Source organism: Pseudooceanicola marinus (genome assembly GCF_020177265.1).
Taxonomy (GTDB): Bacteria; Pseudomonadota; Alphaproteobacteria; order Rhodobacterales; family Rhodobacteraceae; genus Pseudooceanicola; species Pseudooceanicola marinus_A.
Genome location: NZ_JAIVMC010000006.1, coordinates 227,900 through 240,114, shown reverse-complemented (window position 1 = coordinate 240,114; position 12,215 = coordinate 227,900). Strand labels below are relative to the sequence as shown.

13 protein-coding genes and 1 riboswitch are annotated in these 12,215 nt (G+C 66.4%); of the genes, 3 read left to right on the top strand and 10 right to left on the bottom strand.

Annotated features, from left to right (window positions below; genetic code table 11):
* Nucleotides 1-67 precede the first annotated feature (67 nt).
* Nucleotides 68-200: riboswitch (FMN riboswitch) on the bottom strand.
* Between the two features lie 560 nt (nt 201-760).
* Complete coding sequence (locus tag LC066_RS12010; RefSeq protein ID WP_224899261.1) at nt 761-1,924, bottom strand: hypothetical protein; 1,164 nt, start codon at nt 1,922-1,924, stop codon at nt 761-763.
* A gap of 182 nt (nt 1,925-2,106) precedes the next feature.
* Between LC066_RS12010 and lepA the strand changes: the two genes are divergently transcribed.
* Nucleotides 2,107-3,906 carry a translation elongation factor 4 gene (gene lepA, locus LC066_RS12005; protein ID WP_222480870.1) on the top strand — a complete coding sequence of 600 codons (1,800 nt, stop codon included), beginning with the start codon at nt 2,107-2,109 and terminating at the stop codon, nt 3,904-3,906.
* A 48-nt stretch (nt 3,907-3,954) separates the two neighbouring features.
* Here lepA and LC066_RS12000 read toward each other — a convergent pair whose 3' ends face one another.
* The 3 genes from LC066_RS12000 to LC066_RS11990 all read right to left on the bottom strand — a co-directional run bounded on the left by LC066_RS12000 (nt 3,955) and on the right by LC066_RS11990 (nt 5,197).
* Nucleotides 3,955-4,599, bottom strand: coding sequence for an REP-associated tyrosine transposase (locus tag LC066_RS12000; RefSeq protein ID WP_318246712.1), 645 nt, complete (start codon nt 4,597-4,599; stop codon nt 3,955-3,957).
* Nucleotides 4,600-4,783: 184 nt separating this feature from the next.
* Complete coding sequence (locus LC066_RS11995) at nt 4,784-4,921, bottom strand: entericidin A/B family lipoprotein (protein WP_222480874.1); 138 nt, start codon at nt 4,919-4,921, stop codon at nt 4,784-4,786.
* Between the two features lie 123 nt (nt 4,922-5,044).
* The gene (locus tag LC066_RS11990) at nt 5,045-5,197 is read right to left on the bottom strand and encodes an entericidin A/B family lipoprotein (protein ID WP_222480877.1); all 153 of its coding nucleotides are present in this window, start codon (nt 5,195-5,197) and stop codon (nt 5,045-5,047) included.
* Nucleotides 5,198-5,388: 191 nt separating this feature from the next.
* Here LC066_RS11990 and LC066_RS11985 point away from each other — a divergent pair, with 191 nt between their 5' ends.
* Nucleotides 5,389-5,574 (top strand): CTP synthetase, encoded by a 186-nt coding sequence (locus tag LC066_RS11985; protein ID WP_224899258.1) that lies wholly within the window; start codon nt 5,389-5,391, stop codon nt 5,572-5,574.
* A 30-nt stretch (nt 5,575-5,604) separates the two neighbouring features.
* On the opposite strand, the gene LC066_RS11980 is transcribed toward LC066_RS11985, so the two are convergent.
* A complete protein-coding gene (locus tag LC066_RS11980) occupies nt 5,605-6,369 on the bottom strand; it encodes an alpha/beta fold hydrolase (RefSeq protein ID WP_224899255.1) in 765 nt (254 codons plus the stop codon).
* 204 nt (nt 6,370-6,573) lie between these two features.
* On the opposite strand from LC066_RS11980, the gene LC066_RS11975 reads away from it, so the two are divergent.
* Nucleotides 6,574-6,966, top strand: coding sequence for a hypothetical protein (locus tag LC066_RS11975; protein WP_224899252.1), 393 nt, complete (start codon nt 6,574-6,576; stop codon nt 6,964-6,966).
* Nucleotides 6,967-6,970: 4 nt separating this feature from the next.
* Here LC066_RS11975 and LC066_RS11970 read toward each other — a convergent pair whose 3' ends face one another.
* From LC066_RS11970 to LC066_RS11950, 5 genes are all read right to left on the bottom strand, one after another.
* Nucleotides 6,971-7,816 (bottom strand): DUF817 domain-containing protein, encoded by an 846-nt coding sequence (locus LC066_RS11970; RefSeq protein ID WP_224899249.1) that lies wholly within the window; start codon nt 7,814-7,816, stop codon nt 6,971-6,973.
* A 267-nt stretch (nt 7,817-8,083) separates the two neighbouring features.
* Nucleotides 8,084-8,527 carry a MaoC family dehydratase gene (locus tag LC066_RS11965; RefSeq protein ID WP_224899246.1) on the bottom strand — a complete coding sequence of 148 codons (444 nt, stop codon included), beginning with the start codon at nt 8,525-8,527 and terminating at the stop codon, nt 8,084-8,086.
* Nucleotides 8,528-8,686: 159 nt separating this feature from the next.
* Nucleotides 8,687-9,559, bottom strand: coding sequence for a TIGR01459 family HAD-type hydrolase (locus LC066_RS11960; RefSeq protein ID WP_224899243.1), 873 nt, complete (start codon nt 9,557-9,559; stop codon nt 8,687-8,689).
* A 193-nt stretch (nt 9,560-9,752) separates the two neighbouring features.
* On the bottom strand, nt 9,753-11,033 hold the full coding sequence (locus LC066_RS11955; RefSeq protein WP_224899240.1) for an O-acetylhomoserine aminocarboxypropyltransferase/cysteine synthase family protein: 1,281 nt from the start codon (nt 11,031-11,033) through the stop codon (nt 9,753-9,755).
* Nucleotides 11,034-11,252: 219 nt separating this feature from the next.
* Nucleotides 11,253-12,173, bottom strand: coding sequence for a manganese-dependent inorganic pyrophosphatase (locus LC066_RS11950; RefSeq protein WP_224899489.1), 921 nt, complete (start codon nt 12,171-12,173; stop codon nt 11,253-11,255).
* Between the last annotated feature and the right edge of the window lie 42 nt (nt 12,174-12,215).

Here is a 12,215-nt window from a genome sequence, read left to right as displayed (position 1 = left end):
CGCATAACCCAAGGCAGTCGGGGACAACGCCCGGTGCCACGCCCCTCCGGGCGCGGTGCGGGAAACATCCCGTTCTCTTCCATCCGGACTTTCACCGTCGGCCCCGGAGTTCCACCGGATCTGCTGTCCCTTCCGATTGCGAAAGGCGCTCGCGGGCTGTCACCGCCGGTGGGGAATTGCACCCCGCCCTGAGAACAAGCGACCTTGCTGGCCGCTGGAGGAAATTATGAGGGGCCGTGGGGGAGTGCAAGGGGCGACGGTGCGGGGAAGGCTGTGCAGGGATGCGGGGGAGGGAGCGCCGGAGGAGGGGGCTCTGCCCCCGCCGCCTGGCGGGCGACTCCCCCGGGATATTTGGGGTCAAGAAATGGGGTGGGGGAGGCGACGGGGCACTGGGCGCGCGAGAGGTGTGAGGGGGGATGTATCTTTTCGTTCTGCTGTCTCGCCCGGCGGCACGCCGGGCCGCGCCCGCCTGCGCTTCGCGCGTTCGGCGCTCAAACCGTCCCCCGGACGGTTTGCCATGCTGCGCATGGACCGCGTCTCACCCCTACCCCCGGGAGGGCGCATTGGCGATGTTGGTCGGAGTGGGACTGACGGTGGTTCTTGAGGGCGCTGCGCGATGAGCTGGCGTTGCACAGCGCCCACCCATGCTCGGGCGCTGCCCTTCTTTTTTGGTATAAGTCGAGCTTTCTGCGTATCCTGAACCTAGGGCTATAGGAGCACCTCTGAAACTCGCAGAGTTTCGACGCTACTGGGCTCCTTATTACTCTTCATCCGCGCCAAGTGGCTTTAGAATATCCGTCGCAGCTTTGTGTGGGTTGAGTTGTCCGGTGATAAGAGCGCCCACAGCTGTCCCGGGCAGCGGCGCCCCCATCATGGTTCCGATACCAGTGCACGACAGGATGATGCTGGTTGGCACTATGGCTTTGGCAACGTTTTCGGGCGCGGCATAGGCAGAGGCGGAAGCTTTCAGTGCGCAAAGAAAAGAGCTTCTCCATGTCGCAAGCCAGCCAGCTTTTTCGTCCGAAATAGTCTCATCGTTTTCGGGTAGCGCTTCAAGCAAGAGGCTCAGGTGGCTCTCAATGCTGTCCAAGAAGGTGATCGCGTCTTTCTTGAAGTCAGTGCTGAGTGCGTTGTTGCCGCGGATCCGTTCGCGAAGGCCTATAGTTTGCTCGATCAAGCTAGCAGAAACTAGCGCGATGCTATCGCGATTTGCAGAGACTTGAGCAGCCACAACGTTGCGCGCCGAAGTTCCTAGAGCTTCGCCTTTGGACGAAAATTCGCCTGGCGGCGCCACAGGTTCAGTCAGGCCCTTCTTGCTACCCTTGAATTCCGCCTCAAACCGCGCAATCGCGCGCGCCACCTCGGCAACCGCGTTCTCCCCGGTCCAGACTTCATCCGGGATCTCGGTCACGATCCGCTCATAGAGCTCCCAGTCCCGCGCCTCGCCGGCCATGGCGCGCTCGTACCAATGCCCCCAGAATTCCCAGTCTCCACCTGCGGTCAGAACCCAGATCCTGCCGTCTTGCTTGCGCAGTTCCTCTGCAGCGTCAGTGATTGCCTGAAGACCCTGCACACTGAATTCCAGCATGCGGCGCGGTTCGGCTGGGAGTTTTGTATCGGCATAGGCGGCGGCATCGGCGGCACGGGCGGCGGCACCGGCGGCACCGGCGGCGGCACCGGCGGCACCGGCGGCGGCACCGGCGGCGGCCCTAACATCGGGGGTCGGTCCCACCGCCGCGACCCCAGATGTTAGGATTGCACGAAACGTCAACAGAGCAAGCTTTTTCTGGCGCTCAGAATCGGTCCTAATCGAGCAAACCAACGGCACCACCCTAAGCGCCGCCCGCACAGCAATGGCCGTGCAAATCTCCCGCGACTGCCCATCCAACCACGCCCTGAACTGCTTTTCGTTCTTTACCGCCATCGCCTGACTGTCCCCGCTTCTCCCCGTACCCTAGCGTAGCGTCCCGCTTGCTCAACCCCTCCCGCACCCTGGGGCTCCGCCCGCGCGCGCCTCGATGGATCCACCGGATCCATCGCCAGCTTCGCTGGTTCGGCGCGCGCCCCCTTGCCAACTGCCCCTTTCCCCCTCATATGCTGCCGATCATGACCGATCTCGCGCATATTCGTAACTTCTCCATCGTTGCCCATATCGACCACGGGAAATCCACCCTGGCCGACCGGCTGATCCAGTCCACCAACACCGTCTCGGAACGCGAGATGAAAGAGCAGCTGCTCGACGCGATGGACATCGAGCGGGAACGCGGGATCACCATCAAGGCGAACACCGTCCGGATCGAGTATATCGCCGAGGATGGCGAGCTCTATATCCTCAATCTGATCGACACCCCCGGCCACGTCGACTTCGCCTACGAAGTGTCGCGGTCCATGCACGCCGTCGAAGGCTCCCTGCTGGTCGTGGACAGCACCCAGGGCGTCGAGGCACAGACGCTGGCCAATGTCTACCAGGCCATCGACGCGGACCATGAAATCGTCCCCGTTCTGAACAAGATCGACCTGCCCGCCTCCGAGCCTGAGCGCGTGGCCGAGCAGATCGAGGACGTGATCGGCATCGACGCCAGCGACGCCCTGCTGGTCTCCGCCAAGTCCGGGATCGGCATCAAGGAAACGCTGGAAGCGATCATCGCGCGCCTGCCCCCGCCGCAGGGCGACGCGGATGCGCCGCTGAAGGCCATGCTGGTGGACAGTTGGTACGACCCCTACCTGGGCGTCGTCGTGCTGGTGCGCATCATGGATGGCAAGCTGAAGAAGAACGACCGGGTGAAGTTCATGAAGAACGGCACCGTGCACCAGGTCGACCGCATCGGCGTCTTCCGCCCCGCGATGCAGAACGTGGACGAGCTGGGTCCGGGCGAGATCGGCTTCATCACCGCCTCGATCAAGCAGGTGCGCGACACCAAGGTCGGCGACACGATCACCCATGAGAAAAAGGGCTGCGAAACCGCGCTGCCCGGCTTCAAGCCGTCGATCCCGGTGGTCTTCTGCGGCCTGTTCCCGGTCGATTCGGCCGAGTTCGAGGACCTGCGCGACGCCATCGAGAAGCTGGCGCTGAACGATGCGTCGTTCAGCTACGAGATGGAAACCTCCGCCGCGCTCGGCTTCGGCTTCCGCTGCGGCTTCCTCGGTCTGCTGCACCTGGAGGTCATTCGCGACCGGCTGGAGCGCGAGTACAACATCGAGCTGATCACCACGGCGCCCTCGGTGGTCTATCACGTCCACATGAAGGACGGCACGATGGAGGAGTTGCACAACCCCGCCGACATGCCCGACCTGACCCATGTGGCCCATGTGGAAGAGCCGCGCATCAAGGCGACCATCATGGTGCCCGACGAATACCTGGGCGACGTGCTGAAACTCTGCCAGGACCGCCGCGGCATCCAGCAGGAGCTGACCTATGCCGGCACCCGCCCCCTGGTGGTCTATGACCTGCCGCTGAACGAGGTGGTCTTCGATTTCTACGACCGGCTGAAATCGGTGACCAAGGGCTACGCGTCGTTTGATTACCAGATGATCGGCTACCGCCAGGACAACCTGGTGAAGATGCAGATCCTGGTGAACGACGAACCCGTCGATGCGCTGTCGATGATGGTGCACCGCGACCGCGCTGAGATGCGCGGCCGGGCCATGTGCGAGAAGCTGAAGGATCTGATCCCGCGCCACATGTTCAAGATCCCGATCCAGGCGGCCATCGGCGGCAAGGTGATCGCGCGTGAAACCCTGTCGGCCATGCGCAAGGACGTGACGGCCAAATGCTACGGCGGTGACGCGACGCGGAAGCGGAAGCTCCTGGACAAGCAGAAGGCGGGCAAGAAGAAGATGCGCCAGTTCGGCAAGGTGGAGATCCCGCAGGAAGCCTTCATCTCAGCTCTGAAGATGGACAATTGAAGGAAACCCGGGCCAGCGCCCGGGTTTTTCTTTGGGGCGCGGGGGGCATCAGGATCCGCCGCCCGGCGGCCCAGCCGGGCCGCAGGAGGGGGCCTGGTCCGATGCCGGGAGGGCCAGCGTGTCGGCCGTGCGTGAGCCGGCCTGAGCTATCAAGCACCCCGGCTCATCCACTTCCCCGAAACGTCCCTCCGGCGGCTTGCCCACCCAGTTCGCCTCGACCCATCCCTGTCGCACTTCGCGGTGGAAGGATGAAAACTCCCAATCCGCCGCCCGGGCGCAGAGGCCGTGCTGCACCGGGTCCGCCCAGCAGTAGTGCAGATGCGTGCGGTAGTCGCGGGCGTCGCGGATGGGGTGCTGCCAGTAGCCGCGTTTCCAGATGCCCAACTGGCCCCGGCGGCGTTTGCCGGGGCTGCGCGGGACGCGGGGGGCGACACGGCGGCTGAACTCCGCCTTGATGGCCTGCCAGCGGACGGCGCAGTCAGCATCACCCGGCGGCAGGGTCCAGAGGCAGTGCAGGTGGTCGGGCAGGACGACGAAGGCATCGATATGGAAGGGCCGGCGCAGGCGTTCGACCATCACCGCCTCGCGCAGCGCCGCCACCTCACGCCGCAGCAGGTCAGAGGCGGTGTCGCGCAGGCGGACGGTGAAGAAGATGGGGGCGCCGGGCGCGCGGGGGCGAAGGTAGCGGGACATCCCCGGATCCTTGCGCAGGCTTGGTTAAGGAACGGTGGAGGCGTCAGCAGGACGGGACTGGTGGGCCCTCACCCTTTCTCGTTTTTTGACCGGCCGTGTCTGGGGACCGGTCACGAAAAAGGCCGATCCCGAGGGGTCGGCCTTCGCGTTTCCTGCCCCGCAGCTGCTGCGGTGGCGAGATACCTTACATCCCGGTCTGGGTCCGGTTCGCCTCGCCTTCGATCGCAGCGCCTGCGGTTTGCAGATCACGGCCCGCGCCCTTGACGGTTTCGCAGGCGGTCAGGGCCGTCAGCGCGGCCAGGCAGAATGCAAGTCTGATCATGATGTTCCTCGGCATGATATGGATCCCGCCGGGATCCTAGGCGGAGCGGCGGGGCGCGTCCAGCGTCATGCACGAGGCAGGCAGGCCGGGGCGGCGGAACCCGCCCGGCCTGCGCGCAGAGGCTTACATCTGCGTCTGGGTTTCCTGGGCTTCACCCTCGATCGCTTGGCCGGCGTTCTCGATGTCCTGGCCGGCGCCCTCGACGGTTTCGCAGGCGGCAAGGGCCAGCAGGGCAGCAAAGACGGTGGCGGTGCGGGTGGCGATACGCGTGGTCATGGTCTGTCTCCTTTTCTCGTTCCGGGCAATCAACGCAGGCCCCGGGGGGCAAGGTTCCACCGTCGCGCAAAAAGTTGCGGGCCGGAGCCGGGAGCGGGGGAGATGTTGACGAGGATCAAGGCGAGCACCGCGACCGCGGGGATGATGCCTGGCGGCCCCGGCCGGGGCTGTCATCGAAAGGAACATGGCCCATGCGCCGCCTTGCCGCGATTCTCTATTCCCTGACCTCCACCATGCTCGCCAGCAGCTTCGTGGTCCTCGTGCTGGTCAATGGCGGGCAGAGCCTGCGGCCACTGCTGCTGGCGGCCGGGGCGGGGTTCGTGCTGGCCGCGCCGCTGGCCTGGGGGATTGCCCGGCGGATCGCCGGAGATGACTGAGCGCGTCTGCCCAGGCCGCCCCCTGGCCCGTCAGCCGGCGGCGAGGAAGGCGGAGACCGCGGCCTCGAACTCGCGTGGCTTCTCGGCATGCAGCCAGTGGCCCGCACCCGGGATCTTGGCGAAATGCGACTGCGGGAACAGCGCGCGGATCCGCTCGCGATACTCCGGTTTCACGTAGTCGCTCTCGGCCCCCGACAGGAACAGCGTCTCGCCCTCGAAGGGTGTCGTCAGATCCTCGGGGAAGGACATGATCTTCGGCATCTCCGCCTCCAGCACATCGAGGTTCAGCCGCCAGCGTTTCTCCGGCGCGTCCAAGCTCTGGGTGAAGAAGCTCTGCAGGGAGCGGCCCACGCCGGCCTTGGCGAGCTGCGCCTCGGCGTCCGAGCGGCGGGTGACGGTCGACAGGTCGACCGATTTCATCGCATTGATGAACTCCTGCTGGCTGTGGCTGTAGGTGACGGGGGCGATGTCCGCGACCACCAGCCGGTCCACCAGGTCGGGCCGGGTCAGCGCCAGGGTCATCGAGGCCTTGCCGCCCATGGAATGGCCCAGCACGTGACAGGGGCGGCCCTCGGCCTCGATCACCTCGGCCAGGTCGGCGGCCATGGCCGGGTAGCCGTGATCCTCGCTCCAGTCGGAGAAGCCGTGGTTGCGCATGTCCACGGCGATGACCGTGCGGTCCGCGGACAGGCGTTTGGAGATCACGCCCCAGTTCCGCCCCGACCCGAAGAGGCCATGGGCGATGACGAGAGGGGTGGCGTCGGCGGGGCCGTCCTGGCGGATCCTGTTCAGCATGGGCGATGCATAGCGCGGTCCTGCGCGCCACGCCAGAACCTGCGCGGGCCCCATCCCGCAGGGCGGGCGCGCAGGGCTGCACAGCGGGCCCTTGCGCGCCAGAAGGCGGGCAAGCGCATCGGCTTGTCGGGCCGCGTCGTCACGGCTATCCTGTGGCGCGCCGCATCGCCCCGTTCCGGGGCTGCGGCAGGACCGGAGAGAGCCATGGCCGACACGCTCAATTCCCTCGACAGCCGCATGGGCCGCAGCGCCCGCCGGCTGCGCCGCAAGCTGGGCGGCAAGCGCGGGCACCTGCACCTGCGTGACGCCGATCTCGACCGGCTGACCCGGCGGGCCGGGCGCGACCTGCCGGCGCCCGCGCGGCGCGAGGCGAAGAAGATCCTGGCGACCCGAGCCCAGATGCAGGACCCGCGCCTGGCCGCGCGGATGGACCCCGCGCGCCTGACCTCCTCCTTCCGCCGGTTCGATGCGGCCCTCGGTCAGTGGAACCCGGCCCGCCAACGGCGCAACATGTGGCTGAACGCCCTGGCTGGCTATGCCTTCAACCTGATCGTCTTCGGGGTTCTGGTCTGGGCCTTCCTGCAGTGGCAGGGCTGACCGACTAGGCGCCCTTTTCGGGGCGGACGGCATCGCGCCGCAACTGGCCGCGCATCACCAGGGTGACGGTGGTGAAGCTGACGAAGAACAGCAGATACCACGACCCCATCTTCGACAGGGAGACAAGTTCGAACTCCGCCTGTCGGTGGTAGATCCAGGTGCCCGACAGTGTCCCGATGTTCTCGGCGATCCACAGGGCAAAGGCGATGCCCAGGGCGGCCAGGGGAAAGGGGATCCAGTGCCAGGCACGCAGGCGGAACCACATCCGCGTGCGGGCAAACAACAGCAGGGTGGCCGCGAACAGCGCCAGCCGGATGTCGGGCAGCCAGTGGTGGGCAAAGAAGTTGACGTAGATCGCCACGGCCAGCAGGACGGACGCCCAGAAGGGCGGGTAGGGGGCGAAGACGGCCCCGAACAGGCGAAAGGCCCGGGCGATGTAGCTGCCGACGCTGGCATACATGAACCCGGTGAACAGCGGCACTTCGAAAAGCTTCAGCAGCCCCGGTTCGGGATAGGCCCAGGACCCGGCGGAGACCTTGAACCACTCCATCACCGTCCCCGTCAGATGGAAGAGCGCGATCACCTTGGCTTCCTCCCAGGTCTCCAGCCGGAAGGCCAGCAGCAGGACCTGGGTCAGCACCGCCAGCCCCACCAGGAAATCATAACGCGCCAGCGCCCACTCCTCCTGCCAGAGGACCGAGGTGACGATCAGCGAGATCAGGATGATCCCTGCGAACAACCCCGCCCAGAGTTGGCGCCAGAGAAACAGCAGCAGGGATTGCGCCCAGCCGGGCAGGGGGCTGCGCGCCAGCAGCGCGGCATCACGGGGCAGGGAAACGGGCTCGCTCATGGCGCCATGTTGCGCGTCCCGCGCCCCCTGTCCAGCAGCCGGGCAAGGTCTCGGCGGGTTTCCGGTCTGCGCCGGGCCAGCTTGCCCGACAAGATGACGGGGCGAAACGGTGCCCTTGCTTGGCGGCCTTTCGAAGACGGGCGCGTGCCAGGCTTTCAATCTCGACGGGCGGGCGCCTGTCCGGGCGCCGTCCCCCTCCCTTCACCTCGTCCAGAATACTCCGGGGGAGTCTCCGGCACGGAGACGGGGGCAGCGCCCCCTGCGCGTTCAGTCGAACTTGCGCGACGGCGCCAGCACCGTGGCCTCGCCGATCATCACCTTCTTGCCGGCCACCATGCAGCGGCAATCCAGCTTCACCCGCCGCTTGCCATGGTCGATGTCGGTCACCTCGACCTCGGCCGTCACCACGTCGCCGGGGCGCACGGGGGCCAGGAACTTCAGGGTCTGACCCATGTAGACCGTTCCGTGACCGGGCAGCTGTTCGCCGATCACCGCAGACACCAGCCCGGCGGTCAGCATGCCATGGGCGATGCGCCCCTCGAAGATCGTGTCCTGGGCATAGGCATCGTCCAGGTGCACCGGGTTCCGGTCGGTGGAGACCTGGGCAAACATTTCGATGTCCTCGTCCGTCACCTCCTTCCGCAGGTGACGGGTCATGCCCATCTCGATGTCCTCGATGCAGATCGTGCCGCGCGGGAAATTGTCCAACATCCACCCCTCCATCCGGGTCTTCCGCCCCGGCCCATGGCGAGGTGCGAATTCGGTGCGTAATTATGTGAAGGGCCGGGCGGCCCTTGCGAAACAATATTACGCTGCGGATGCGAGATCAAGCCTTTTGGCGGGCCGCCCCGGGGCCACCCGCCCGGGGCCTCAGCGGAGGAAGCCGATGGCGTAGGTGGGGGTCATGCGGTTGGCCTCGATATAGGTCTCCAGCGCGGCGGGATCGGGCTGGTCGGTGGTCTTGGTCTCCCCGGCCGCCAGGCCACCGGTGATGAAGAGCGTGTCGATCCCCTCGCCCAGGCCGCCCTGCACGTCGGTGTGGATGCCGTCGCCGATGGCCAGGATGCGGCTTTCGGACGGCACCGGGCCCAGCTGTTGCAGGCGCATCCGGGCCAGGTCGTAGATCGGCGGATGCGGCTTGCCGAAATAGAGGCTCTCGCCGCCCATCTCGGTATAGAGCTTCGCCACCGCGCCGGCGCACCATTCGCGGGTCTCGCCCCGGTCCACCACGATGTCGGGGTTGGCGCAGAGCAGTTTCAGGCCCTTCGTCTTGGCCAGCAGCAGTTCCGGCCGCAGGTCCTCCGGCGGGGCCATGGTGTCGAAGGGGCCGGTGCAGACCACGCCCTCGGCCTCGTCCAGGGGCACCCGGGTGATCTCGATCGGGTTTTCCTGGATTTCCAGCGGGTGGAAGAAGGGATCGTCGCCCGGTTCGCCGATGTGGAACACCTTATGGCCGACGATGCCGTTGTACATGGCGGCCCGGGCGCTGTCGCCGGAGGTGGCGATGGTGTCCCAGGCATCCTCGGGCACGCCGAAGCCGGCGATCTGCGCCTGCACGCCGGCGCGCGGGCGGGGGGAGTTCGTCACCAGCACCACGTGCTTGCCCGCCTTGCGCACTTCTTGCAGGGCGGCGACCGCATCGGGCAGGGCCTTCACCCCGTCATGGACGCAGCCCCAGAGGTCGACGAAGAAGGCGTCGTAGTCGGCGGCGATGTCGGCGAGGGTCGGGACGATGCGGGTCATGGCGGCTCCGGTCAGGCTGGGGCGTTTGGCCTTCATATGGCGCAAAGGGGCGCGCGCGGCCAGTAGGCAATGCGCCGTCACGCGCGCTGTCATCAATATGTCATGCACGCGAGGCTCTGCGGCGGGCACGAAAAAGGCGCGGGCCGCCAGGGCCGCCCGCGCCGTGTCAGGGCTCAAATGTCCCGTGCCCGGCTCAGGCCGTGGCTGCCGTCAGTGCCTGGTCCAGATCGGCGATCAGGTCCGCCGGATCCTCAGTGCCGATGGACAGGCGCACCACTTCGGGGGCTGCCCCTGCGGCGCGCTGCTGGTCCTCGGTCAGCTGCCGGTGCGTGGTCGAGGCCGAATGGATGATCAGCGAGCGCGTGTCGCCGAGGTTCGCCACGTGGGAGAAGAGCTTCAGGCTGTCCACCAGCTTTACGCAGGCGTCGTAGCCGCCCTTCACGGAGACCGTGAACAGCGCGCCCGCGCCCTTGGGCACGATCTGCTGGCCGCGTTTGTAGTAGGGGCTGCTTTCGAGGCCCGGCCAGGTCACGGCTTCGATGCGCGGGTCGGCCTCCAGCCATTGGGCCACCGCGCGGGCGTTCTCCACGTGCTTGGCCATGCGCAGCGACAGGGTCTCGATCCCCATAAGGGTGTAATGCGCCGCCTGCGGGTTCAGGGTCATGCCCAGATCGCGCAGCCCGATGGCGATGGAATGGAAGGTGAAGGCCAGCTCGCCGAAGGTCTCGTGGAACTTCAGCCCGTGGTAGGCGGGTTCCGGGGCCGAGAGCGAGGGGAACTTGTCCGAGGCGGACCAGTCGAACTTGCCCGAATCCACGACGCAGCCGCCGGTGACGGTGCCATTGCCGGTCAGGTACTTGGTCATCGAATGCACCACCAGCGTCGCGCCCATCTCGATCGGGCGCGCCAGGGCCGGGGTGGCCGAGGTGTTGTCGACGATCAGCGGGATGCCGGCGGCATCGGCGATCTTCGCCATGGCGGGCACGTCGGTGACATAGCCGCCGGGGTTGGCGATGGTCTCGCAGAAGATGGCGCGGGTGTTCTCGTCGATGGCGGCCTTCACGGCCTCTTCGTCATCCAGGTCGACGAAGGTGCAGGACCAGCCGAAGCGTTTGAAGGTCTGGCTGAACTGGGTGATCGTGCCGCCGTAGAGCCGGTTGGAGGCGACGATGTTCATCCCCGGCGCCATCAGCGGGAACAGCGCCATGATCTGTGCTGCATGGCCCGACGAACAGCAGACCGCCCCCGCGCCACCTTCCAGCGCTGCCATGCGGTTCTGCAACGCCGCCACGGTCGGGTTGGTCAGGCGCGAGTAGATGTAGCCTACTTCCTGCAGGTTGAAGAGCGCCGCCGCGTGGTCCGCGTCGCGGAAGGCATAGGCGGTGGTCTGGTAGATCGGCACCTGGCGCGCGCCGGTGGCCGGATCCGGTTCGGCGCCGGCGTGGATCTGCAGCGTGTCGAAGCCCTGGGTCATGATGATTTCCTCCTTTTCCCTTGGCCGCGAATTAAGCAGGTTCCGGGTTGACTGGAAAGGGGCGACGCCCGGCAGCGATCGCTCCGGGTTTCGCCCGCCCGCGGCGGCGCGCGCCTCGGGCAGGGCGCAAAGCCCCCCGCCCTCGCTGCCGTCACCGCCCGACCCATGCAAAAAAGGCGCCCCGCGGGACGCCTTTTCCGGATCTTCCTGCCGACGGCCTCAGACCTTGAGGTTCGGGATGATCTGCTTCTTGCGGCTCATCACGCCGGGCAGCACGACCTTGTCGCCCTCGACCGTCACGCCGAAGCTCTTCTCGGCCACGCCCTTCACCAGGTCGTTGGGCACGAAGAGGGTCGCTTCTTCCTTCAGGATGTCCACGACGAACAGCAGCACCTGGTCGACGCCATCCTCGGCCTCGACAGCCTTGAAGCTGTCCATGATCGACGCCTGGCGATCCAGCACCAGTTTCGGCGCGGTGGTTTCCAGCACGGAAACGCGGAACTTGGTGCCGTCGACGGCATATTCCTTGCTGTCCATGCGGATCAGCTCGGCGTCCGAGAAGGCGGAGATGTCGGACTTGGCCTCGAACATCTCGCTGGCATAGGCGCCCAGGTCCAGGTTCAGCTCCGCCGCCAGTTTCTCGGCCAGGGCCTTGTCCTGCTCGGTCGTGGTGGGCGAGCGGAATTCCAGCGTGTCGGAGAGGATGCAGGACAGCATCGCGCCCTTGATGTTGTCGGGCATCTTGTCGGCATCGGCGCCCATCATCTCGTGCATGATCGTGGCGGTGCAGGCCAGCGGCTTGATGGTGATGTCGATCGGGCCCTTGGTTTCCAGGCCGCCGGTCAGCTTGTGGTGGTCGATGATCTGGATGACGTTGGCGTCGTTGATCGCCTCGGGCAGCTCGGCGGGGTTGTTGGTGTCGACGATGACCACGTCATCCTCGGCCGACACGCCGGAGATGATCTCGGGCGTGTCGAACCCCCATTTCTCGACCACGAAGGCGGCCTCGGTGTTGGGCTGGCCCAGCAGTTTCGCCTCGGCCGGGGTGCCTTTGACCTCATTCAGGTACCAGGCCCAGATCAGCGGGGAGCCGGTGGAATCGGTGTCGGGGGATTTGTGGCCGAAAACCTTGATCGTCATGGCGGGATCTTCCTTGGTCATCAGGGGAAATGCGCGAATTCG